The 21,531-nt window shown below is 61.3% G+C and carries 24 protein-coding genes and 1 tRNA gene; 11 read left to right on the top strand and 14 right to left on the bottom strand.

All coding sequences use genetic code 11. The annotated features are described in order from the left end of the window. Window positions 1–69 precede the first annotated feature (69 nt). The 4 genes from VG99_RS02660 to glpK all read left to right on the top strand — a co-directional run bounded on the left by VG99_RS02660 (window position 70) and on the right by glpK (window position 4,239). Complete coding sequence (locus VG99_RS02660) at window positions 70–1,047, top strand: tetratricopeptide repeat protein (RefSeq protein ID WP_052508671.1); 978 nt, start codon at window positions 70–72, stop codon at window positions 1,045–1,047. Between the two features lie 157 nt (window positions 1,048–1,204). Continuing rightward, a complete protein-coding gene (locus VG99_RS02665) occupies window positions 1,205–2,239 on the top strand; it encodes an NADP-dependent oxidoreductase (protein WP_044498198.1) in 1,035 nt (344 codons plus the stop codon). An 8-nt stretch (window positions 2,240–2,247) separates the two neighbouring features. Next, window positions 2,248–2,721: a Cys-tRNA(Pro) deacylase gene (gene ybaK / locus VG99_RS02670; RefSeq protein WP_044498199.1), complete on the top strand. Its 474-nt coding sequence runs from the start codon at window positions 2,248–2,250 to the stop codon at window positions 2,719–2,721. Window positions 2,722–2,748: 27 nt separating this feature from the next. Further along, window positions 2,749–4,239: a glycerol kinase GlpK gene (glpK, locus tag VG99_RS02675; RefSeq protein WP_044498200.1), complete on the top strand. Its 1,491-nt coding sequence runs from the start codon at window positions 2,749–2,751 to the stop codon at window positions 4,237–4,239. On the opposite strand, the gene VG99_RS02680 is transcribed toward glpK, so the two are convergent. After that, on the bottom strand, window positions 4,220–5,380 hold the full coding sequence (locus tag VG99_RS02680) for an AI-2E family transporter (RefSeq protein ID WP_076939713.1): 1,161 nt from the start codon (window positions 5,378–5,380) through the stop codon (window positions 4,220–4,222). The genes glpK and VG99_RS02680 overlap by 20 nt on opposite strands. A gap of 182 nt (window positions 5,381–5,562) precedes the next feature. Here VG99_RS02680 and VG99_RS02685 point away from each other — a divergent pair, with 182 nt between their 5' ends. Beyond that, on the top strand, window positions 5,563–5,850 hold the full coding sequence (locus VG99_RS02685; protein ID WP_044498201.1) for a hypothetical protein: 288 nt from the start codon (window positions 5,563–5,565) through the stop codon (window positions 5,848–5,850). Between the two features lie 60 nt (window positions 5,851–5,910). Here the strand turns inward: VG99_RS02685 and VG99_RS02690 are convergent. Beyond that, window positions 5,911–5,987, bottom strand: a tRNA-Pro gene (locus tag VG99_RS02690). A gap of 183 nt (window positions 5,988–6,170) precedes the next feature. After that, on the bottom strand, window positions 6,171–6,488 hold the full coding sequence (gene grxD / locus VG99_RS02695) for a Grx4 family monothiol glutaredoxin (RefSeq protein ID WP_044498202.1): 318 nt from the start codon (window positions 6,486–6,488) through the stop codon (window positions 6,171–6,173). Between the two features lie 224 nt (window positions 6,489–6,712). Here grxD and argF point away from each other — a divergent pair, with 224 nt between their 5' ends. The 4 genes from argF to VG99_RS02715 all read left to right on the top strand — a co-directional run bounded on the left by argF (window position 6,713) and on the right by VG99_RS02715 (window position 9,657). Next, window positions 6,713–7,618, top strand: a complete 906-nt coding sequence (gene argF / locus VG99_RS02700; protein WP_044498203.1) for an ornithine carbamoyltransferase — start codon at window positions 6,713–6,715, stop codon at window positions 7,616–7,618. Between the two features lie 10 nt (window positions 7,619–7,628). Next, a complete protein-coding gene (locus tag VG99_RS02705; protein WP_044498204.1) occupies window positions 7,629–8,735 on the top strand; it encodes an ABC transporter ATP-binding protein in 1,107 nt (368 codons plus the stop codon). Window positions 8,736–8,819: 84 nt separating this feature from the next. After that, window positions 8,820–9,299, top strand: a complete 480-nt coding sequence (locus VG99_RS02710) for an FKBP-type peptidyl-prolyl cis-trans isomerase (protein WP_044498205.1) — start codon at window positions 8,820–8,822, stop codon at window positions 9,297–9,299. A gap of 145 nt (window positions 9,300–9,444) precedes the next feature. Next, window positions 9,445–9,657 (top strand): hypothetical protein, encoded by a 213-nt coding sequence (locus tag VG99_RS02715; RefSeq protein WP_044498206.1) that lies wholly within the window; start codon window positions 9,445–9,447, stop codon window positions 9,655–9,657. 21 nt (window positions 9,658–9,678) lie between these two features. On the opposite strand, the gene VG99_RS02720 is transcribed toward VG99_RS02715, so the two are convergent. The 5 genes from VG99_RS02720 to VG99_RS02740 all read right to left on the bottom strand — a co-directional run bounded on the left by VG99_RS02720 (window position 9,679) and on the right by VG99_RS02740 (window position 15,024). After that, window positions 9,679–10,170 carry a GDYXXLXY domain-containing protein gene (locus VG99_RS02720; RefSeq protein ID WP_044498207.1) on the bottom strand — a complete coding sequence of 164 codons (492 nt, stop codon included), beginning with the start codon at window positions 10,168–10,170 and terminating at the stop codon, window positions 9,679–9,681. After that, complete coding sequence (locus tag VG99_RS02725; protein WP_044498208.1) at window positions 10,167–11,219, bottom strand: DUF4401 domain-containing protein; 1,053 nt, start codon at window positions 11,217–11,219, stop codon at window positions 10,167–10,169. Before VG99_RS02725 ends, VG99_RS02720 begins: the two co-directional genes overlap by 4 nt. Next, the gene (locus VG99_RS02730; protein ID WP_044498209.1) at window positions 11,216–12,190 is read right to left on the bottom strand and encodes a DUF2157 domain-containing protein; all 975 of its coding nucleotides are present in this window, start codon (window positions 12,188–12,190) and stop codon (window positions 11,216–11,218) included. The genes VG99_RS02725 and VG99_RS02730 overlap by 4 nt, the downstream gene beginning before the upstream one ends. Further along, the gene (locus VG99_RS02735) at window positions 12,187–13,503 is read right to left on the bottom strand and encodes an MFS transporter (protein ID WP_082049971.1); all 1,317 of its coding nucleotides are present in this window, start codon (window positions 13,501–13,503) and stop codon (window positions 12,187–12,189) included. Before VG99_RS02735 ends, VG99_RS02730 begins: the two co-directional genes overlap by 4 nt. Before the next feature lie 87 nt (window positions 13,504–13,590). Continuing rightward, entirely contained in the window at window positions 13,591–15,024 is a 1,434-nt protein-coding gene (locus VG99_RS02740; RefSeq protein ID WP_044498211.1) for an MFS transporter, read from the bottom strand. 357 nt (window positions 15,025–15,381) lie between these two features. Here VG99_RS02740 and VG99_RS15640 point away from each other — a divergent pair, with 357 nt between their 5' ends. Together VG99_RS15640 and bfr are read left to right on the top strand one after the other, a co-directional pair. Beyond that, entirely contained in the window at window positions 15,382–15,591 is a 210-nt protein-coding gene (locus VG99_RS15640; RefSeq protein ID WP_076939714.1) for a (2Fe-2S)-binding protein, read from the top strand. Window positions 15,592–15,711: 120 nt separating this feature from the next. Beyond that, window positions 15,712–16,179 (top strand): bacterioferritin, encoded by a 468-nt coding sequence (gene bfr / locus VG99_RS02745; protein ID WP_044498212.1) that lies wholly within the window; start codon window positions 15,712–15,714, stop codon window positions 16,177–16,179. A 47-nt stretch (window positions 16,180–16,226) separates the two neighbouring features. On the opposite strand, the gene pyrF is transcribed toward bfr, so the two are convergent. The 6 genes from pyrF to cmk all read right to left on the bottom strand — a co-directional run bounded on the left by pyrF (window position 16,227) and on the right by cmk (window position 21,529). After that, on the bottom strand, window positions 16,227–16,928 hold the full coding sequence (gene pyrF / locus VG99_RS02750) for an orotidine-5'-phosphate decarboxylase (RefSeq protein WP_044498213.1): 702 nt from the start codon (window positions 16,926–16,928) through the stop codon (window positions 16,227–16,229). A 14-nt stretch (window positions 16,929–16,942) separates the two neighbouring features. Further along, the gene (lapB, locus tag VG99_RS02755) at window positions 16,943–18,148 is read right to left on the bottom strand and encodes a lipopolysaccharide assembly protein LapB (protein WP_052508672.1); all 1,206 of its coding nucleotides are present in this window, start codon (window positions 18,146–18,148) and stop codon (window positions 16,943–16,945) included. 5 nt (window positions 18,149–18,153) lie between these two features. Further along, window positions 18,154–18,453, bottom strand: coding sequence for a LapA family protein (locus VG99_RS02760; protein ID WP_044498215.1), 300 nt, complete (start codon window positions 18,451–18,453; stop codon window positions 18,154–18,156). Between the two features lie 67 nt (window positions 18,454–18,520). Further along, a complete protein-coding gene (gene ihfB, locus VG99_RS02765) occupies window positions 18,521–18,868 on the bottom strand; it encodes an integration host factor subunit beta (protein ID WP_158023874.1) in 348 nt (115 codons plus the stop codon). A gap of 143 nt (window positions 18,869–19,011) precedes the next feature. Then, complete coding sequence (gene rpsA, locus VG99_RS02770; RefSeq protein WP_044498217.1) at window positions 19,012–20,694, bottom strand: 30S ribosomal protein S1; 1,683 nt, start codon at window positions 20,692–20,694, stop codon at window positions 19,012–19,014. A 157-nt stretch (window positions 20,695–20,851) separates the two neighbouring features. Beyond that, window positions 20,852–21,529 (bottom strand): (d)CMP kinase, encoded by a 678-nt coding sequence (cmk, locus tag VG99_RS02775; RefSeq protein WP_044498218.1) that lies wholly within the window; start codon window positions 21,527–21,529, stop codon window positions 20,852–20,854. Window positions 21,530–21,531: the final 2 nt, after the last annotated feature.

Raw genomic sequence — 21,531 nt, forward strand, 5'->3', positions numbered from 1 at the left:
AACTGACGCAGCTATTAGTTTGATAACTGAGATCTACTTTTAACTGACATGAGATATGGGGCTCTGAACATGCAGACCATCACCTGCGCTATTCTCACATTTTGCGCTGCTTTATGGACGAGTTATCTTCCAGCCTTAGAGCTTACTCCAGCACAGCAAACCGCAAAGGAACGTGGCATTGCTCTTTTCAACCAGTTTCGTGTTGGCGGCTCGTATTTACTTATTGCTGCCGAAGCGGGGGATGCCGACGCACAATATTATCTGGGTGAGGAGATAAGAACGCTCAATCGTTTTATCACACGCGAATCCCAGAAGTGGCTGGAAGCCGCTGCCAACCAAGGCCATATCTACGCCATGATCCGGCTGGGCCGCAGTGGCAATGACCTTTGCGCCGTGATGGGCAATTGCCCCAGCGGCAGCAAATCTCCGGGCGACTGGTTGCGGCACGCATACCGGGTTGCCCTGCCTTTAGCTGAGCAGGGTGATCCCGAAGCGATGTTTTTGATGTACAAGATTACACTTGACACCGACTGGCGAGCCAAAGCAGCAGAGGCTGGCCATGCCTTCGCTCAGTATGGTGAAGCTATTTCCATTAAACAGGGCCGCGGGTTTTATTTATTTGGTAACCGGAAAAAAGCCGTCGAGAAATGGTTCAAAGCGTCTGCGGAAGGCGGCTACCCGCTAAGCATGCAATATTATCAGGAGATACTAGCCGAGAGAGATGATTGGGAAGGTGTGCGCTATTGGCAGCAGAAGGCAGCAGAAACAGGGCATGCTGAAAGCATCTATACCTTAGGCGCTTATTTATCTCATGAGCCGGAAGGTGCCGGGCATGAACTGGATCTAGTCAAAGGATATGGCTTAATTTCGCTGCTTCTGGATCTGGACGGTGGCGGTGGAATGTTGACCACGGCGAAGGAAACTCTGCCCCTCGTTGCCGCAAAAATGACACCCGAACAAATCGAACAAGCACTGGCGTTCGCCGAGGAATGGAAAGCCACCCATCCCCCCGTCTCCTATTTCCCAGACAAGCTCAGTATTTACTGAACGCTATATCACGTGCCTCGCTGGTCGGCTGCGGTACGGGAAGACCTGACTGAGCACAATGCGCCATGCAGGTGCACGGGTGGGCTTGATTGATTGCCTCTGCAGCGGCGGCCTCTATACTGGTGCTTCAGTTATCAGTTAGAACCGGGGGAATCACATGCCGCAATCCGCCACTATCAACCGTCAGATTCTGCTCGCTTCGCGCCCTGTGGGCGCGCCCGTGCCGGATAATTTCAAGCTGGTCGAGTCGGCCGTCCCCTCCCCTGGCCAGGGCCAGATGCTGTTGCGCAACTTGTGGATGTCGCTGGACCCCTACATGCGCGGGCGCATGAGTGACGCCAAGTCATACGCCGAGCCGGTGGCGGTAGGTGATGTCATGCCCTGCGGGGCGGTGAGCCGGGTTATGGAATCCAATGTCGAGGGTTTTGCCGCTGGGGATCTGGTGATGTGCTACACCGCCGGTTGGCAGGACTACAGCCTGTCCGACGGCAGCATGATATTCAAGCTGGATCCCAACATGGCCGAGCCGTCGCAGGCGCTCGGTGTGCTGGGTATGCCCGGTTTCACCGGTTACATGGGGCTGCTGGATATTGGCCAGCCCAAGCCTGGCGAAACGGTTGTAGTGGCCGCAGCGACTGGCCCGGTCGGCAGCGTGGTCGGCCAGGTGGCCAAGCTCAAGGGCTGCCGCGTGGTGGGTATCGCTGGCGGGCCGGACAAGTGCGCCTATGCGGTGGATGAACTGGGCTTTGATGCCTGCCTGGATCATAAGCTCGACAGCCTGCCCGATGACCTGGCCAACGCCTGTCCGGACGGCATCGACATCTATTTCGAGAACGTCGGCGGCAAGGTCTTCGATGCGGTCATGCCGCTGCTCAATCCCCATTCCCGGGTGCCGGTATGTGGCCTGATCGCCCAGTACAATGCCACCGAACTGCCGCCTGGCCCGGACCGGCTGCCGCAACTGATGCGGCTGATGCTCAGCCAGCGCATCCGTATGCAGGCCTTCATCATCTTCGATAACTATGGCCCGCATTATCCCGAGTTCCTGCAGACGATGACGCCCTGGGTGGCCGAGGGCAAAGTGAAGGTCAAGGAGCACCGGGTAGAGGAGTTGGAGAACGCGCCCCAGGCCTTCATTGGCATGCTCGAAGGGCAGAACTTTGGCAAAATGGTGGTCAAGATCGCTGACTGAGACCGCCCATGACACCCGCCACCAAAGTGCTCGACAAAGCCAAGGTAGGTTACCAGCTGCATCGCTACGAGCATGATCCGCAGGCCGAGTCCTACGGCGGCGAAGCTGCGGACAAGCTCGGGCTCGACCCGCGGCAGGTGTTCAAGACGCTGCTGGCCTGTACCGATACCGGCGAGCTGCTGGTGGCGGTGGTGCCGGTGGTGGGCGTGCTGGACCTGAAACTCCTGGCCAAGGCCGCCGGCACCAAGAAGGTTGCCATGGCCGACCCTGCCGCCGCCCAACGCAGCACCGGTTACCTGCTGGGCGGCATCAGTCCGCTGGGCCAGAAGAAGCGCCTGCGCACCTTTATCGACAGCAGTGCCCGCGACTGGCCCAACATCTTTGTCAGTGGTGGGCGCCGCGGTCTGGAAATAGAACTGCAACCACAGGATCTTGCCAGCCAGACCGGTGCCAGATTCGCTGACATCGGCCGGACCGGCTGACTACCCTTCGCTCCCCAGGACACCCCCATGCCGACATACCTTCTCGCCATCGACCAGGGTACAACCAGCAGCCGCGCGATGCTGTTTGATGAACAGTGCCGCCCGGTCAGTGTGGACCAACAGGAGTTTGCCCAGCATTTCCCTCGAGATGGCTGGGTTGAGCATGATCCGCAGGAAATCTGGCAGAGCGTGCTGACGGTGGTCCGCGGCGCGCTGGCCAAAGCCAACCTGACGGCGGCGGACGTGCTGGCCATCGGCATTACCAACCAGCGCGAGACCACCGTCGTCTGGGATGCGGCCACCGGTGAGGCGATCTACCCCGCCATTGTCTGGCAGGATCGCCGTACCGCGGCGTTCTGTGATCAATTGCAGGGCGCCGGCCATGAGCCCATGATCAATCAACGCACTGGTCTGCTGATCGACCCCTACTTTTCCGCCACCAAGCTGCGCTGGATTCTGGATAACGTCGACGGCGCCCGGCAACGGGCCGAGCGGGGCGAGCTGCGTTTCGGCACCATTGACAGCTTCCTGCTCTGGCGGCTGACCGGAGGCCAGGTGCACCGCACCGATGCGACCAACGCGTCACGTACCATGCTGTTCAATATCCACCAGCAGGCGTGGGACGCGGAACTGCTGCAGTTGCTGGACATACCGCCTAGCCTTTTGCCCGAGGTACTGGATAACGCGGCGGAGTTCGGCCATACCGACCCCGGCCTGTTCGGCGCCAGCTTGCCGATCGCCGCCATGGCAGGAGATCAGCAGGCGGCCCTGGTCGGCCAGGCGTGCTTTGCCCCCGGCAGCGTCAAGAGCACCTACGGCACCGGCTGCTTCATGGTGATGAATACCGGCGACCGACCGGTGGCCTCCTCCCATCGTTTGCTCACCACCGTCGGCTACCGGCTTGGCGGGCGTACCACCTATGCGCTGGAGGGCAGCATCTTCGTTGCCGGGGCAGCTATCCAGTGGCTGCGCGATGGCCTGAAACTGATCCGGCATGCGGACGAGACCGAGGCCCTGGCCGAACAGGTGGGTGACCAGAGCGGGGTCTACCTGGTGCCGGCCTTCACCGGTCTGGGCGCGCCCTACTGGGACCCGCAGGCGCGGGGCGCCATCTTTGGCCTGACGCGGGATACCGGTATCGCGGAAATCGTTACCGCCGGCCTGCAATCGGTGTGTTTCCAGACCCGCGACCTGCTGGAGGCAATGACCGCCGACGGGGCCATTGCCACCTCGGCATTACGGGTCGATGGCGGCATGGTGGTGAATAACTGGATGGTCCAGGCGCTGGCCAATACGCTGGGCGTCCCGGTGGACCGCCCGCAGGTGACGGAGACCACCGCGCTGGGTGTCGCCTGCCTGGCGGGGCTGCAGCAGGGACTTTTCCCCAGCTTGGAGGCGATCGCCGCGCGCTGGGACTGCGGGCGGAGTTTCCAGCCAGCGATGCCGGAGGAGCGTCGCGAAGAGCTCTACAGCGGCTGGCTGGATGCGGTCAGTCGGATCAGGAATCAGCACCCTTGACCGGCACATCCTGAGAAGGGATGGCGGCGCCGGCCAGCATCACGTCCTCGGCGTCGACGTCCAGCTCCTCGGTTGGCACTGCGACTACTTCCTGCTCCTCCCGCGCCTCGGCATACAGGCTCCAGGCGGCGACAAACAGTGCCGCGATCAGCGGACCAATGACAAAGCCGTTAAGGCCGAACAACGCCAGCCCGCCCAGGGTGGAAATCAACACTACGTAGTCGGGCAGCTTGGTGTCCTTGCCGACCAGGATCGGGCGCAGCACGTTATCCGCCAGCCCGATCACTACCGCGCCGAAAGCGGTCAGCACAGCCGCCTGCCAAAGGGCACCGGTGGCCATGAAATAAATCGCCACCGGGCCCCATATCAGGCCGGCACCCACCGCCGGCAGCAGCGACAACACCGCCATCAGCACGCCCCACAGCAGCGCGCCCTGGAGCCCCAGCGCCCAGAAGATGAAGCCACCCAGCGCGCCCTGTACCACTGCCACGGCAATGTTGCCCTTGACGGTCGCCTTGATCACCGTGGTGAATTTGCTGATCAGATGCTGCTTGTAGCCTTCGCTGAGCGGAATGGCGCGGCGGATCTTCGAGGCCACCTGTCGACCATCACGCAACAGGAAGAACAGCAGATACAGCATGATGGCGAAGCTGACCAGGAACTGGAAGGTGTTCTGGCCGATGCTGAATGCCTTGGTCGCCAGGAACTGGCTACCACTCATGGCGAGCTGGGATACCCGCTCCTGCACGCTGGAAATATCGGTCAGGCCGAAGCGCGCCAGCAGGTCCTGGGCAAAGCTGGGCAAGGCGTTGATCACCTGCTGCAGGTAGTCACCGAAGTCGAGCGTGCCGGCGTCCATGCGCTGGTAGATCGCCGCGCCTTCCTGGACCAGGGCTCCGGCCAGCAGGCTGACCGGCAGAATGACCATCAGCAGGATGATGGTCAGGGTGATCAGCGCTGCCAGCCCCCGCCGCTGGCTGAGCCGCGCCTCGAAGCGACGCTGCATGGGCTGGAAGATCACCGCAAGGATGGTCCCCCAGAATACCGCTCCATAGAAGGGCAGCAACAACCAGACGAAGGCTACCGACACCAGCGCCAGCAGCAGGATAAATCCCTTGTTTTCCAAATTCTCGTTGAGCATGGCCGGCCTGAGGGCTCCTGATTCCAAGTTAACCCGAAGAATACCAGCGGCAATGCTTTGCAGATAGCGTAGCGCCGCCGAATTTCATATGACCATGTTGCGAGGCGAATTTGCTCAAACCCTTTGCCGGCAGTGCTGTCCTAAGGAATGAGTGATATTTCATTGGCAACCGGAGATTCACCATGAAAACCCTGGCCCTGATATTTACCACCGCCCTCGTCGCCAGTCCGCTGGCCTTCGCCGAGGACGTAACCTGCACCTCCAACATGCAGGAGCTGGCCCGCTACTCCTCTGCCCCGCTGGATCAGCTCACCGAAGAAGGCCGCCAACAGGTAGAGGACCATATCCGCCTGGCCGGCGAAGCCCAGACCGAGGGCGATGAGGAAGGCTGCATCGTGCACTCCAGCAAGGCGCTGCAGGAAATCAACAGTATTGGCAGGGAAGACGGTTCTGGGGATGACAACAGCTGACCGAAACCGGGGAGTTGAAACGAGAAAGCCCCGATTCGTGGGAATCAGGGCTTTCGGTATTGGTCGGAGCGACTGGAATCGAACCAGCGACCTTCTCGTCCCGAACGAGACGCGCTACCAGGCTGCGCTACGCTCCGTGTTTGTGAGGCGGCATTTTACCTAAACGTCGTTTTTGCACAAGGGGGTTTGCAGAAAATCTTTTGCCATCCGGTGTTTAGCACACTTTTGGCCATCCCCTGTCCTGGCGTTTAGCCGCCCCCCGGGAAACAAAAAATCCCGCCGCGGCCAGACCGGGCGGGATTTTGCTGCAGCGCTGCAGATTACTCAGCGACAGCCGCTGTGATCATCGTCTGCAGCTCACCGGAGTCGAACAGCTCCTGGATGATGTCGCTACCACCGACCAGCTCGCCATTGATCCACAGTTGCGGGAAGGTCGGCCAGTTGGCGTACTTGGGCAGCTCTGCGCGGATGTCGGGGTTCTGCAGGATATCCACATAGGCAAACTTCTGGCCGCAGCTCATCAGCGCTTGTACTGCGCGAGCGGAGAAGCCGCACTGCGGGGCATTCGGCGCGCCCTTCATATAGATGAGAACCGGGTGGCTGGAGATCTGCTCTTTGATGGTGTCGATGGTGCTCATGGGAGTCCTCAATGGCGTTGCCCTAAATGCGGCCATTGTACCGCAAAGTACCTGCTCTTGCCGAGGAACAAGGTAAGCAGCCGGGGCATTTGCGTTATACGGGATTTTCCCTATAAGATCCCCGCTTCTCTCTTTTTCGCGTATGGCTTGTACCGGGCCGTCAGGCCACGGTAAGGGCCACTGTTTCCGGTCGACAGCTGACCGATGTAACCAGGTAGCACAACATGACTGTACGGCATTTTCTTTCGTTGATGGACTGTACCCCGGCAGAACTGGCTGGACTGCTGAAACGCGGTATCGAGCTCAAGTCACTGCACCGCCAGGGCGTCGTCTACGAGCCGTTGAAGAACCGTGTGTTGGGCATGATCTTCGAAAAGGCCTCCACCCGTACCCGGGTATCCTTCGAGGCGGGCATGATCCAACTGGGTGGCCAGGCCATCTTCCTGTCGCCCCGTGACACCCAACTGGGCCGCGGCGAGCCGATCGAGGACAGCGCCCGGGTGTTGTCGCGCATGTGCGACGCGGTGATGATCCGCACCTTCGCCCACAGCACCCTGGACACCTTCGCAGCCCATTCCCAGGTGCCGGTCATCAACGGCCTGAGCGACGACCTGCACCCCTGCCAGCTGCTGGCAGACATGCAGACCTTCCTCGAGCACCGCGGCAACATCAAGGACAAAGTGGTGGCCTGGATCGGCGACGGTAACAACATGTGCAACAGTTACATCCAGGCGGCCATGCAGTTCGACTTCCAGCTGCGCATCGCCTGCCCCGAGGGCTATGAGCCGGACCAGGCCTTCCTCGACGCCGCCGGCGATCGGGTGACCGTGCTGCGCGATCCGCAGGAAGCCGTGGCCGGTGCCCACCTGGTAAATACCGATGTATGGGCTTCCATGGGCCAGGAAGAGGAAGCCCAGCAGCGGCTGCAGATCTTTGCGCCCTACCAGGTGACGCCCGCCCTGCTCGACCGGGCCGACGAATCAGTGATCTTCATGCATTGCCTGCCGGCCCACCGGGGCGAGGAAGTGTCCGCCGCGCTGATGGACGATCCGCGCAGCGTAGTCTGGGATCAGGCGGAAAACCGCCTGCACGCCCAGAAAGCCCTGGTTGAATTCCTGCTCATCGAGTAACGGTGCCCCCATGTCCGAGATCGTGCTGGAGCTGAATAATCTTGCCTGTGGCTATGCCGGGCACAAGGTGGTGGAAGACCTGAGCATCCACCTGCGCGCCGGCGATATCGGCTGCCTGCTCGGCCCCTCTGGCTGCGGCAAGACCACCACGCTGCGCAGCATCGCGGGTTTCGAGTCGGTCAGCGCCGGGGAAATCCGCCTGGATGGGCAGGTGATATCCAGCCCCACCCGCAGTGTGCCGCCGGAGCAACGGCGAATCGGCATGGTGTTCCAGGACTATGCGCTGTTTCCCCATCTGACGGTCGCGCAGAACGTCGCCTTCGGTATCAACAAACATCCGAATCGCCAGCGGATCGTTGCCGAGCTGCTGGAGCTGGTGAATCTAGGCAAGCTGGGCCAGCGCTACCCCCACGAGCTGTCTGGCGGCCAGCAGCAGCGCGTGGCCCTGGCCCGGGCACTGGCGCCGGAACCCCGGTTGCTGCTGCTGGACGAACCCTTCTCCAATCTCGACGGCGAGCTGCGCCGACGACTATCGGGCGAGGTGCGCGATATTCTCAAGGCCCGCGGCATCAGCGCCATGCTGGTCACCCACGACCAGAGCGAGGCGTTTGCTGTCTGCGATCAGGTCGGTGTGCTGCGTGAAGGGCACCTGCAACAGTGGGATACGCCTTACAACCTCTACCACGAGCCGGCCACCCCCTTCGTGGCCAGCTTTATCGGCCAGGGCTATTTCATTCGCGGGCAGTTGCTGACGCCGGATACGGTGCAGACTGAGCTGGGCGTTATCCGCGGCAACCGCGCCTATCAACTGCCCACTGGCAGCGCCGTCGATGTGCTGCTGCGCCCGGATGACATCGTTGGCCGGGACGACAGCGCGCTGACGGCCACTATTACCGGCAAGGTGTTTCTCGGTGCCAGCACCCTGTACCGGCTGGAGCTGCCGACCGGCAGCGTGCTGGAGGCGATCTTTCCCAGTCACGATGATCACCCGCTGGGCGAAGTGTTGGGGATAGAGGTGTCAGCCGATCACCTGGTGGTGTTCGCTGCCCAGGGCAGCGTCAATGTCAGCGCGCAACTGCCGCTGGAGCAGGTTATCGCCGCCGGCGCCTCGGCCTGAACCGCTCCGGCCCGCTCCCCGACTTGGCAAGAGCCCGGCGGGTCCGGATAATGGCGCCTTTCCAATCAGTCTGATGAGTCACCCATGCAGATCGCAAAGAATACGGTAGTCGAGTTCCACTACACCCTGTCCGACGCCAACGGCGAAATCGAAAGCTCCCGCAAGCATGAACCCGTGCTGTACCTGCATGGCCAGCCCGGTCTGCTGGAAGGCCTGGTCAACGCTCTGGAAGGACGTGAAGCCGGTGATGTCTTCACTGTCGAGCTGCCGGTCGACCAGGCCTACGGCCCGCGCCGTGACAACGCGACCCAGAAGGTACAGGTCAAGCATCTGCAGGGCGCCAAGAAGTGGAAGCCGGGCATGCTGGCGGTTATCCAGACCGAACAGGGGCCGCGCCAGGTAACCGTGGTCAAGGTAGGTCTGTCCCAGGCTGAAGTGGATGCCAACCACCCGCTGGCTGGTCGCGATCTGACCTTCGATGTCGAGATCCTGTCGGTCCGCGAAGCCACTGCCGATGAGCTGGCCCATGGTCACGCCCATGGCGTTGGCGGCCATCAGCACTGAGACGCGGTAGTCTCGTTACCCGGACCTGAGTCCGGAGCCGGAACTCCAGGCCCTACGTTAAGGCGCAGCGGCCTGGGAAAAAGCAGCCAAGCAATGTTGACACAAATAGTGTATTATGGTTGTTTTTTCCGCCACGAGGTCCGACATGTCTGCTAAACCCGCCGTCAAAACTGCGCCTAAAACCCAGCCCGCCAAGCGTAAAGCCGAAGCTGCCGTTGCCACCAGCGAATCGATCGATAACCAGATTGCGGCCTTTCTCGCTTCCGGCGGCGAGATCCAGAGCATTCCCAGCGGTACCAGCGGCCAGACCTATGGCAAGCCCGCCAGCAAGACCGCAGCCAAGCCACAGAAAGCCTGATTCGCAGTGCTGTCCGCCGACTTACCGACGGTTGTTGCCCAGTAACTCAAGATCCTCGCTATACAGCGAGGTGAGCAACGCAGTGCCGTCCGCGGCGACCCGGAACCCACCCCATCGCGCCTGCTCGTAGCGCGCCGCATGACCTTCCTGAAAGAAGAAACCATTAGGCCCCAGGCTAGCCCCACGCGTGCCCGGTCGAATGCGCATGGATACCTGACCCGGTGCCCCGGATGGTGCCTGGCCGGTGCCAGCAAAAGTCGCCCGCGCACCCCCGCCCAGGTGCAGATGGGCGTAGGCGGGCCACTTGCCGTTCTCGGTTTGCAGATGATCATCCACCGCAAAACGCAGCGCCATGTAATCGCCCTGCATCAAGGAACGTGGGTCCACCGGAGCCAACCGCAGCAGCACCAGTTCCCCCTCGCGCAGCGTGCGCTCATGCCCCAGAACGGCATAGCTGGCCACTATCACAGTCAGCAGCCAGGCGCCGATGACGCCCAGGGAATATTTGCTCATTGCGCCCTCCGCAGCGGCACCACGACGAATTGGCGGACCGCTAGCAGCAGTACCCCACCAGTTGCCAAGAGCACCGACTTGACCAGCAAAGTGATATGCAAACTGTAGTACAGGTCACCCAGATAAAAGGCCACCCCCACCCCAACCAGCACGCACCACAGCCGGTCACAGGCATGGAAAACCGCCAGCCAAAGGGCTGCGGCGATCAGCAACCCAGGTGCCAAGCTGCCCAGAGCCGCTGCAGCCAGCGCGCCGAGCAGGCACTCCAGTCGCCGCCGCATAACCATGCTGCGGCTCAGCCAGACCGCCGTGACCAGCAATAACGATGCTGAGCCAAGGGGATACAACCAAGCCAGCTCGCTTCTTGTCGAACGGATACCGCCCCAGACAATACCGGCAGCCGAAGGCTCGGTGAGCGCGCCAAGAATCAGCGCTACCAGGGTGGTAGCGCCTGCCAGTGCCCGGATGATCGGCGCCCTGCCCCCACCCGCCCAGCGACTGCGCGCCAGCCAGAGCCGGACGGCCAGCGCGGGCAGCAGGACCGCATACAGCGACAGCATTGCGCGTGACTCAACCAGCCACACCAGCGCGACCATGGCTACCAGGGCGCAGAGAAAACGATGCGCGCTGCCGGCCCGCATCAACAGCATGGCGGAGGCTACCAGTAATGCGACCAGGGCCGGCGGCCGCACACCCTCGGGGTCCAGCGGCTGCAGCTCGCTCATGAAAAAGACCAGCAGGCCCTGCCCGAACAGGGACAAGGCCAGTCCCAATTGGGCGGCGAAATCTCCCGCGCTGCGCAATAACCGGACCGCCGCTAACAGCAGCACCGTCGCCACCAACAGATTCAACAGCGGCAGGTCGCCCAGATTGGTCATGGCCCAGGCCGCCCACAGCAGCAAAGCGGCAAACCAGGCAGCGAACCCCGCCATGGCGACCACGTACCAGGGTGGTTCCTGCCCCGTCTCGGCCAACAGGGCCTGGTCAGCGGGCACTATGCGGCGCTGCCGCAACTCGTCCAGCAATAGCTGCTGCTCCGACCTGTTCATGCTTTCTCCTCCCGGGACCAGCGCTGCAGTAGTACGGACACCAGGGCACTGCTCAGCAGGACAAACAGCCCCAACACCCAGACCAGGCCGATCTCGTCGAGGTCCCGCAGCAACCAGGCCAGCCCGGAGGCTAGCACAGCAATCGCCGAATAGGCCTGCAGCGCCAACAGCAGAAGATCGCGGCGCCACCGGCGATAACAGGGTATGCCCAGCAGATAGACCACCGCCAGGACCGGCAGCAGGTAAACAAGTTCGGAGCGCCACCAGCCAATCGCCGCACCCAGCCCCAGGGCCGCCAGCAGCCCAGCGCCCGCCAACCGCGGCAAGGTCCGACCCGCCGGCAGTGGGCGCAGGCCCCGCTCGAACAGCAATAACCACAGCCCGTTAAAACCCGCGATGACAAGGAAAACTGTTGGGGACAGCCGCATACCACCGAACAACCAACTGCTCGTTGTAGCGAAGTAGCGCACCAGCGCCAGGTTGGCCACAGCCCAGAACAGCACCCAACAGGCAGTGGAGCGCGACAACAGTGCCCAGGGCAACAGCAGTACGGCCCACGCCGCAAACAGCTGCCAGATATCCGCACCGGTCTGGTAGATCTGCCCGACCAGCGCCAGCAGCCCGCCCGTCGTCAGGGCAGCACCCAGCAATACTGCCTGGGCTGCAACGGATTGCCGGGGCAAACGAAGCGCCGCACCGGCGAAGCCGGTCAACACCGCCGCGGCCAGCCCCAGCTTGGCGAAACGGTGCAGCTCGTCCCAGTTGAAAGCGAAAAAGAAAATCAGGCCCAGGGCGAGCAACACGCAGCCAAAGAACGCCAGCACCAGGTCGAACGCGGCCAACCAATGGCGCGCTGCCGGTTGCGGATGCTCGGGCGCCATGGCAGCCGCGAGCTGCTCGGCGCTGAGCCTGCCCTGCTCGGTCCAGCGCAGCAGCTGGTCGCGCCGGCGCAGTTCGTCGATCGGTTTCATCGGTTGAGCCAGCCTCTGAATCGTTCATGGAATTCGGGTACCGCCAGGAACAGATAGAGGCTGACCAGCACATTGAGCAGGGAGATCACCAGGAACAGTTGGGGGATACTGGCCCCGACCACCCCCAGCATGACCATGGCGAAGATGGCGGAAATCACCATCAGCAAGGAGTTGAGGATATTGTTGGCGGCGATCACCCGGGAACGCTCGCTGTCTACTGTGCGGGCCTGGATCAGGGCATACAGCGGCACTATATAGAAGCCGCCGAACATCCCCAGCCCCAGGATGCAGAGCATCACCGCCCAGGCTGCCGGTTGTTGCAACAGGCTCAACCAGCCCACTCCGCCGGCGCCCACATCAATGAAACCCGCACCGCCCCATAGCAGCAGCCCGAACAGCGTCAGCCCCGCCGCGCCTAACGGCACCAACCCCAGCTCCACCCGTTTGCCCGAGAGCCGTTCGCACAGCAGCGAGCCGGCGGCAATACCGGTGGAGAATACCGCCAGAATCAAGGTGACCACGGTTTCATCGCCGCCCAGGTAATCCCGGGTAAAACCCGGAATCTGCGCCAGGTAGGTGGCGCCGAGAAACCAGAACCAGGAGTTTGCCAACAGCGCCCGGGACACCGCCCGGGACTGTTGTACCAGCCCCAGGTGCAGAATTCGCGCCGATTGGCGCAGGATGTTCCAGTCCAGCTGCAGCCGCGGCAAGGCGGCGGCCGTGGCCGGAATGGCCAGGCTGGCCAGAAAGCCGAGCACTGCCAGCAGCACCACCGCCACCGACACCCAGCTCGCCCACTGCTCCCCCGCCATCAGCAGCCCGGCAAACAGGGTGCCGCCGAGAATCGCCAGGAAGGTCCCCATTTCCACCAGGGCGTTGCCACCGATCAGCTCCCGCTCGGCCAGATGCAGGGGCAGTATCGAGTATTTCACCGGCCCGAACAGCGACGACTGGGCGCCCATAGCAAATAGCACGACCAGCATCAACGGCAGGCTCCCCAACAGCACGCTCGCCGCCCCGGCCAGCATGATGACTATTTCCGCGAACTTGATCAGGCGGATCAACACGTGCTTGGGGAATTTCTCGCCGAGCTGGCCTCCCAGCGCGGAGAATAGGAAGAACGGCAGGATGAACAGCAACGCGCTGAGATTGATCAACACATTGGGATCACCGCTGACCCCGATCTTGAACAGGATGGCCAGCACCAACGCCTGCTTGAACACGTTATCGTTGAACGCGCCGAGAAACTGGGTAGTGAAATACGGCAGGAAGCGCCTGCTGCGCAACAGGCCGAACTGAGATTGCTCGGACATCGCTGTCATCCTTCCTAACTGTCGCTAAAGGATGACAGCATAACGGAACAGCCCACCGGTTGCGCTACCGGGGTGTCATGGCAGAGGTCAATCGGCCTCGACAATCTGCAACCGCACATTGCGTCGCTGGATCCACTGGCGAATGCGCTCCTGCCGGTCGGAGGTCAGCGGGTAGCGCCGGGCCAGCATGAAAGCCGTCATGTACATCAACACCGGACCGATGATGTACAACACCCGCAGGGACATCAGCTGCTGCTCGGAATGCACCGTCTGGGTTGCATCAAAGCCCACCAGGGAGAGCAGCCCCAGCGACAGGCCGAGCCCGATCGCCATGGCCATCTTCTGCGCCATACCGGACATCGCGAAGAACAACCCGGTGCGGTGCTCCTTGCTGCGCGCGGTGTCCAGATCCACGATATCCGCCAGCATCGACAGGGGCAGGAACTGGAACGCCGCAAAGCAAAACCCCTTGATGGCAAACATGATGGCGAAGGGCACCAATTGCCCCGCCTGCAGAAAGAACATGCCGAGGATGCTCACGCTGGAGACGCCGACCGCCACGCAGAACGCCCGATGCTTGCCGATCCGCCGCCCCAGCGCCAACCAGAACGGGATCCCGAGGATGCCGATGCCGAAATACAGCAGGTACATCATGCCAATGTGCGCCTGGATCTGGATCACGTGCTGCATGAAGAACACCGACATGGCATTGCGGAACGACTCGCCGGTGATAACGATCAGCAGGATCAACATCAGCCGTTTGAACGGGCCGTTGTTCTTCAGTACCCGCCAGCCCTTCTTCCAGTCGGTGCGCTGGACCGAGCGCGGCGGCGCCTCGCGCACGCAGGTCACTACCAGTAGCACCGTGAGCGGTAGCAGGATCAGCAACAGCCAACCCATCGAAGCGAGGATGGGGCCATAACCAATACCCAATTCACCATCCCGGCCCACCAGCCAGACCGCGGCTTGCATGAGCGCACTGTCAGTGTCGCCAGCCTCGTACCGCCGACCCAGCGCTTGCACCACGGCGGGCGCCAGCGCGGCAATGAACAATCCGAGCAGGATGAACCCCTCGCGGGAGGCGGTCACCCGGCTGCGCTGGTGGTAAAGCGTGGACAATTCCGCGCCCCAGGCGCCGTAGGGCAAGGTCACCATGGTCCAGCCGAGATACATCAGCACCGTCCAGACCAGCAAGTGCATGATCCCGGCCCCGTCCGGTGGCATGAAGATCATCACGGTCCCCAGTAGCATCAGTGGCGTACCCATGACCAGCCAAGGTTTGCGCCGACCGAAGCGGGTGCGCCAGCGATCACTGAGCATGCCGACGAGGGGATCGGTGATCACATCCGAGAAGCGCGCCAACACCAGCACCAGGGCCATCAGCGCCATGTTGAGGCCCATTTCCTGGGCGTAGAAAGGCGGTAGATAGACCGCCAGCGGATAACCGATGATGGCCAGGGGGATACCCACTGACCCGTGCATGAGGATGGTGGATCTCTTCAGAATGCCGGACTGACTCATTGGACGACTCCGTGGTCAGGCAGGGTCGCACCCCCGCCGCTTTTCTTGTAATTGTCGACCTGGAGTCTATGCCAGTCGCTGATCAATATCCGCGCATGATTTAATCCAGATGTAACCGCCCACCCAGTGCCCTTTACCCTGCCTCCGCCAGACCCAGTAACGACGCGGCGTGCAGCCGTTATCAGAACGGAGGATGGGCCATATTCAGCGCGCTGATGGCTCCACCACCCCACTCTACTCCCCCAGCCGACGGACCGTTCGTCTCCCCGTTGCGAATAATTCCGCAAGCTGTTTGACAACCATTCTCATTATTATTAGCCTTATAGACATTCTTGATCGACCCTGGGGGTGGCGCTGATGTACGTTTGTCTTTGCAAGGGGATTACCGATACACAGATTCGCGATGCCGTTACCGATGGCGCCTGCAATATCCGCGACCTACGCGAGCGTCTCGACGTTGCCACCCAGTGCTGCAAATGTGCACGGGACTGCAAGTCCATCATCAGTGAATACCGTCAGTCAGCTGCGGGCAGCTTCGCCGGAAGCGGTCAGTTCGTAATGGCCTGAATGCGTCTTGCATGCCATCGAGAAGAATTGCTATCTTCTTGATTTTCAAGGCCTGTATTTGACAGTTCGCCCTACGGATAGCACACTCTGCGGATTGATCCCGCACTGAGGAATTCCGTCATGAAAGGCGACGCACAGGCAATCCGCCATCTCAACATTCTGCTCGGCAACGAGCTGGTTGCCATTAACCAGTATTTCCTGCATGCCCGCATGCTGCAGGATTGGGGTCTGGACAAGCTCGGCGACCATGAATATCACGAGTCCATCGATGAAATGAAGCATGCGGACGCGCTGACCAAGCGCATCCTGTTTCTCGAAGGCATCCCGAACCTGCAGGACCTGGGCAAGCTGATGATTGGCGAGAACACTCGCGAGATCCTCGAATGCGACCTGCGTCTGGAAATGAAGGGTATCCCGGATCTGAAGGCCGCTATCGCCTATTTCGAAAGCATCGGCGACTATGGCAGCCGCGAGCTGGCCGAAGACATCCTGACGTCCGAGGAAGAGCACGTCGACTGGATCGAGACCCAGTTGAGCCTCATCGACAAGATAGGTATCGAGAACTATCAGCAATCCCAGATCAGCTGATAGCCTCGCTATCGTGACGAGCCCGCCTGTTGGCGGGCTTTGTCGTTTCAGCTGGTCAGGCTTTCCAGAATACTGGCCACCGCTGCGCCCGGATCCTCGGCGCGGGTAATCGGCCGGCCGATTACCAGGTAACTGCTGCCATTGTCTATGGCCTGACGGGGGGTGACGATGCGCTTCTGATCGTCCGCGCTGGCGTCGTCGGGGCGAATACCCGGGGTGACCAGCTTGAAATCCTCGTTCAGGGCGTTTCTCAGCGCCTTGGCTTCCCGCGCAGAGCAGACCACCCCATCCAGGCCGCAATCCTGCGTCAGGCGCGCCAGGCGCTGCACCTGGACCATAGGCTCGATATCAATCCCCATCTCCTGCAGGTCCTCCTGCTCGAGACTGGTCAGCACGGTGACGGCGGTCAGCAACGGGCGGTGGCCGGAACGGCGATCAAGGATCTCGCGGCAGGCTTCCATCATGCGGCGACCGCCACTGGCATGTACGTTCACCATCCACACGCCCAGCTCGGCGGCCGAGCGCACCGCATTGGCGGTGGTGTTGGGAATGTCATGGAACTTGAGGTCGAGGAAGACTTCGAACCCCTTGCTCTGGAGCGCCCCCACGATGGCCGGCCCAGTTGCAGTGAACAACTCCTTGCCTACCTTGAGACGGCACTGGGCCGGGTTCAGACGGTCGGCCATGGCGACCGCGGAGGCCGTATCGGGGAAGTCCAGGGCAACAATTATCGGGCTATTGCAGGGCATTTATCTTTCCTGTGTCATATGGGTCGCAGCGACGGGCTAGCGGAGGCCGGCTCCGGCCCCTTCAAGGGTCGTGTCGTTGACCAGCCGTGGCAGGTCGGGCATTGCCAGTGCAGTTGCCTGGCGGAGAAACCGCAGGCCTGGCAGCGGTATTTGGGCTTGTCACTCAGCAGCGCTTCGACGATGCCACGCAGAATCATCAGATTGGCCTGGCCACGCGGCTCGACATTATCCTTGTGCAGATCGATCAGGTACAGCAATCCGCGTAGCGAAGGTTGCTGCTGCAGATGGGCAAGCACGTAGCGACTGGTGGCGCTGAGCCCCTCCCGCTTGTTCAGTTCATCGGCGCGGGCCAGCACCGTTGCCACCATGGGTGGCTGGGCATTTTCCAGCACCTCATCGAGAAAAGCCAGTAGATCCAGATGACCAGCTTCAGCCAGGCTTTGCAGCAGCGGCAAGGCCTGGGGAATGAAATCAGGTTCGTGGGCCGCCAGGCGGCGCAGCCATTTGAGCTCCTCGCGCGCGCGGCCCTGCCCTGCCTCCAGCTCCGCCAGCATCAGCATGGCGCGCACCGAGTTGCGTTGCGTTGCCAGGGCATCGAGCAAATGGCGCCGGGCCTGGGGCCATTCCCGACGCCCCTGGGCCTCCCGGGCCAGTTCGCAGTGATAATGGGCCAGGGTGGTGGCAAAACTCTCCCGTTCGCGCACCAGCCGGCGTCCCACCTCCACGGCCCGCTGCCAGTCGCGCTCGCGCTCATGGATACGGACCAGATCCGCCAGCGCCTCGGCGCGCAGGCTGGAGCCCGACTCCACGAGCTCATCCAGCAGCCGCTCAGCCCGGTGGTGCAGCCCGACTACCAAGTAGTCCCGGGCCAGCTCGAATTGCACCCGGTCAGCTTGCTGGGGGGTCAGGTTGGGCCGGGCCAGCAGGTTCTGGTGAACCTTGATAGCGCGCTCCACGTCACCGCGCTGGCAGAACAGCTTGCCAATGGCAATGTGGGTCTCGACGGTTTCAGGATTGACCTCGAGGGCGCGGATGAAGGTCTCGATCGCCTCGTCCGGCTGTTCGTTGAGCAGATAATTGAGGCCGATGAAGTACTGCTTGTCGATGGCACTGGCGTGGGGCGCGAGCATCACGCCGACCTTGATGGCTTCGCGGCGGCCAAGGAACCAGCCGATGCCGAGCGCTCCCACGAACAGGCCGAGGAACACCAACTCCTGCATGCCGATCAGCCTTTTACAGCCTGGGTGCGCAGCTTGTCTATTTCCTTGCGATAGCGGCTCAGCTCATTGCTCTGCACCATCAGGCGCAAGCGCAGCCGTGTGGTCAGCAACCAACCGATGAAGATGCCCAGCATGCTGCCGAGAACGAAGGCGATGACGACGAAGAGGGATACCGGAAGTTCGGGGGAAGAAATTTCGAGGAACTGCAACGCGACATGCTGCTGGTTCTCCAGCATGAAATCTATCGTTGCCAATGCGACCAACAACAGTACGATGATCAGCACCGCGCGTTTCAGCCATTGCATGCCGCCACTCCCATTTCCTATGCCGGGAGCCAGTATAGCGCAGGCCTGCGCTCAGTCATACTCGATCTCAGGCGGTTTCCAGCGAGTCATTGACTCGGTCACGCAGCTCTTTGCCCGGTTTGAAATGGGGCACATACTTGCCCTCCAGGTGCACCGATTCCCCGGTCTTGGGATTACGGCCGATCCGCGGCGCGCGATAGTGCAGTGAAAAACTGCCGAAACCGCGAATCTCGATGCGCTCGCCAGTGGCCAGTGCAGTCGACATATGCTCCAGCATTGTCTTGATAGCCAGCTCCACATCCTTGGCTGATAACTGGCCCTGTTGTTCGACTATGCGTTCGATCAACTCCGACTTGGTCATGATTTTTCCCTTTTTATTCAAGCGGCTAGGATCCGTTTTGATTTGTTGTACCATGCTTGACGGAATTTGAACAGCCTGATATGGCGCGGTGCGGAAAAGGTATGCTTCGGGGAGCGGTCCGGTGAGCGGACCTGCGGAACGGCGGGCACAAAAAAGGGCGACCGAAGTCGCCCTTTTTCAATGGATCACACTGGCAATCAGTTGCCCTTGTTTTCCATCTGTTGCTTGATCAGATCACCAATGGTGGTCGGACCGGCAGCCAGCATTTCCTGCTTGCGCAGGTCCTGGATGGCTTCTTTCTCGTCTTCAACGTCCTTGGCCTTGATCGACAGGCTGATGACACGGCTCTTGCGGTCAACGCTGATGATCTTGGCTTCGACTTCGTCACCGACGTTCAGCACGTTGCGCGCATCTTCAACGCGGTCGCGGCTGATTTCGGAGGCCTTCAGGGTGCCTTCGATGTCGTCACCCAGAGTGATTACGGCGCCCTTGGCGTCAACTTCCTTGACGGTACCGGTAACGATGGTGCCTTTCTCGTTCAGGGACACGAAGTTGGAGAACGGATCGTCTTCCAGCTGCTTGATACCCAGGGAGATGCGCTCGCGCTCCGGATCGACCGACAGGATGACGGTTTCGATCTCGTCGCCCTTCTTGAAACGACGTACGGCTTCTTCGCCCACTTCGTTCCAGGAGATGTCGGACAGGTGAACCAGACCATCGATGCCGCCGTCCAGACCAATGAAGATACCGAAATCGGTGATCGACTTGATGGAGCCGGAGATCTTGTCGCCCTTGTTGAACTTGCTGGAGAACTCTTCCCACGGGTTCATCTTGCACTGCTTGATGCCCAGGGAGATACGACGACGGTCTTCGTCGATATCCAGAACCATGACTTCCACTTCGTCGCCAACCTGAACGACCTTGGAAGGATGGATGTTCTTGTTGGTCCAATCCATTTCGGATACGTGAACCAGGCCTTCCACGCCCTCTTCCAGCTCGGCGAAGCAGCCGTAGTCGGTGAGGTTGGTGACCTTGGCGTTGACACGGGTACCTTCCGGATAGCGACCGGTGATGGCAACCCATGGATCTTCGCCCAGCTGCTTCAGACCCAGGGAGACGCGGTTGCGCTCGCGGTCGAACTTCAGCACCTTGACGTCGATTTCGTCGCCAACGTTGACGATTTCGGACGGATGCTTGATGCGCTTCCAGGCCATGTCAGTAATGTGCAGCAGACCATCTACGCCGCCCAGGTCAACGAACGCACCGTAATCGGTGAGGTTCTTGACGATACCTTTGACAACCTGGCCTTCCTGCAGGGTTTCCAGCAGGGCTTCGCGCTCGGCACTGTTCTCGGCTTCGAGGACGGCGCGACGGGAAACGACAACGTTGTTGCGCTTCTGGTCGAGCTTGATGACCTTGAATTCCAGTTCCTTGCCTTCCAGGTGCGCGGTGTCGCGAACCGGACGGACGTCGACCAGGGAACCCGGCAGGAACGCACGAATGGTGTTGACGTCGACGGTAAAGCCACCTTTGACCTTGCCGTTGATGACACCCTTGACGATTTCTTCTGCGGCGAAAGCTGCTTCGAGGACCTTCCAGGATTCGGCACGCTTGGCCTTCTCGCGGGAAAGTTTGGTTTCACCGAAACCGTCTTCAACGGCGTCCAGTGCAACGTGAACCTCATCACCCACGCTGATGGTCAGTTCGCCCTGATCATTCAGGAACTGCTCGCGCGGAATGACACCCTCGGATTTCAGGCCGGCGTGGACGGTGACCCAGTCGGAGTCGATGTCCACAACGATACCGGTGATGATGGAGCCCGGCTCCATATCAAGGGTCTTCAGGCTTTCTTCAAAAAGTTCGGCAAAGCTTTCGCTCATTTGGATTCCTGTAAAAGTGTAATAAGGCAGTAACCGCCTGGCCGCTCAATCGCATGCCCTGCAGCCCACTTGCCCGCCACGCCACCAGCTTGCGTGGGTTGATTGTATTGATACCTTCTCCGGTGTCGCTGGTTACCCGGCTAAGGATTCGCCCTGATCAGTCCAGCAGGTTGCGCTTGCGCGCCTCCGCCTGCACTGTTTCAAGTACTTTTTCGATGCTCATGTGCGAAGAATCGATCAGGATGGCGTCTTCAGCCGGCCGTAGTGGCGCGATGCTGCGGTTCATATCCCTTTCGTCCCTGGCATTTATTTCATCGAGAAGACCCGCAAGACTAGCAGTTTCGCCCTTTTCGAGCAACTGCCGGTAACGGCGTTCAGCACGGATTTCCGGGCTGGCGGTCAGAAATATTTTCAGCTGGGCATCAGGGAACACCACGGTGCCCATGTCCCGGCCGTCCGCGACCAGCCCCGGGGCTTCCCGGAAGGCCTGTTGCCGGGCCAGCAGCGCCTGACGAACGGCAGGCAGCGAGGCCACGCGGGAGGCGCCGGCACCGGCGGTTTCGGTGCGGATACCCCGGGTGACATCTTCCCCTTCGAGAATGATGCGCTGCTCCTGGCCTTCCTCGGCAAGAAACTGCACGTCCAGGTGGGCGGCCAGGCTGGTGAGGGTCTGCTCGTCGGCCAGGTCCACCCCGTGGTTACCGGCGGCAAAGGCCAGCACCCGGTACAGGGCACCAGAGTCCAGCAGATTCCAGCCCAACCGGGCGGCCAGCATACCGGTCAGGGTGCCCTTGCCGGAGCCACCGGGCCCGTCGATGGTGATGACCGGAGCCATGT

Source organism: Pseudomonas saudimassiliensis (assembly GCF_000939975.1).
Taxonomy (GTDB): domain Bacteria; phylum Pseudomonadota; class Gammaproteobacteria; order Pseudomonadales; family Pseudomonadaceae; genus Halopseudomonas; species Halopseudomonas saudimassiliensis.

Coding starts and splice junctions, on each gene's coding strand:
- bfr (WP_044498212.1), top strand. CDS start 15,712: ATGAAAGGCGACGCACAGGCAATCCGCCATCTCAACATTCTGCTCGGC.
- rpsA (WP_044498217.1), bottom strand. CDS start 20,694: ATGAGCGAAAGCTTTGCCGAACTTTTTGAAGAAAGCCTGAAGACCCTT.
- VG99_RS02725 (WP_044498208.1), bottom strand. CDS start 11,219: ATGAACAGGTCGGAGCAGCAGCTATTGCTGGACGAGTTGCGGCAGCGC.
- VG99_RS02735 (WP_082049971.1), bottom strand. CDS start 13,503: ATGTCCGAGCAATCTCAGTTCGGCCTGTTGCGCAGCAGGCGCTTCCTG.
- VG99_RS02705 (WP_044498204.1), top strand. CDS start 7,629: ATGTCCGAGATCGTGCTGGAGCTGAATAATCTTGCCTGTGGCTATGCC.
- ihfB (WP_158023874.1), bottom strand. CDS start 18,868: ATGGTACAACAAATCAAAACGGATCCTAGCCGCTTGAATAAAAAGGGA.
- VG99_RS02720 (WP_044498207.1), bottom strand. CDS start 10,170: ATGAGCAAATATTCCCTGGGCGTCATCGGCGCCTGGCTGCTGACTGTG.
- cmk (WP_044498218.1), bottom strand. CDS start 21,529: ATGGCTCCGGTCATCACCATCGACGGGCCCGGTGGCTCCGGCAAGGGC.
- glpK (WP_044498200.1), top strand. CDS start 2,749: ATGCCGACATACCTTCTCGCCATCGACCAGGGTACAACCAGCAGCCGC.
- VG99_RS02710 (WP_044498205.1), top strand. CDS start 8,820: ATGCAGATCGCAAAGAATACGGTAGTCGAGTTCCACTACACCCTGTCC.
- VG99_RS02760 (WP_044498215.1), bottom strand. CDS start 18,453: ATGCAATGGCTGAAACGCGCGGTGCTGATCATCGTACTGTTGTTGGTC.
- VG99_RS15640 (WP_076939714.1), top strand. CDS start 15,382: ATGTACGTTTGTCTTTGCAAGGGGATTACCGATACACAGATTCGCGAT.
- VG99_RS02685 (WP_044498201.1), top strand. CDS start 5,563: ATGAAAACCCTGGCCCTGATATTTACCACCGCCCTCGTCGCCAGTCCG.
- VG99_RS02665 (WP_044498198.1), top strand. CDS start 1,205: ATGCCGCAATCCGCCACTATCAACCGTCAGATTCTGCTCGCTTCGCGC.
- lapB (WP_052508672.1), bottom strand. CDS start 18,148: ATGCAGGAGTTGGTGTTCCTCGGCCTGTTCGTGGGAGCGCTCGGCATC.
- ybaK (WP_044498199.1), top strand. CDS start 2,248: ATGACACCCGCCACCAAAGTGCTCGACAAAGCCAAGGTAGGTTACCAG.
- pyrF (WP_044498213.1), bottom strand. CDS start 16,928: ATGCCCTGCAATAGCCCGATAATTGTTGCCCTGGACTTCCCCGATACG.
- grxD (WP_044498202.1), bottom strand. CDS start 6,488: ATGAGCACCATCGACACCATCAAAGAGCAGATCTCCAGCCACCCGGTT.
- VG99_RS02740 (WP_044498211.1), bottom strand. CDS start 15,024: ATGAGTCAGTCCGGCATTCTGAAGAGATCCACCATCCTCATGCACGGG.
- VG99_RS02730 (WP_044498209.1), bottom strand. CDS start 12,190: ATGAAACCGATCGACGAACTGCGCCGGCGCGACCAGCTGCTGCGCTGG.
- argF (WP_044498203.1), top strand. CDS start 6,713: ATGACTGTACGGCATTTTCTTTCGTTGATGGACTGTACCCCGGCAGAA.
- VG99_RS02680 (WP_076939713.1), bottom strand. CDS start 5,380: ATGCTCAACGAGAATTTGGAAAACAAGGGATTTATCCTGCTGCTGGCG.
- VG99_RS02715 (WP_044498206.1), top strand. CDS start 9,445: ATGTCTGCTAAACCCGCCGTCAAAACTGCGCCTAAAACCCAGCCCGCC.
- VG99_RS02660 (WP_052508671.1), top strand. CDS start 70: ATGCAGACCATCACCTGCGCTATTCTCACATTTTGCGCTGCTTTATGG.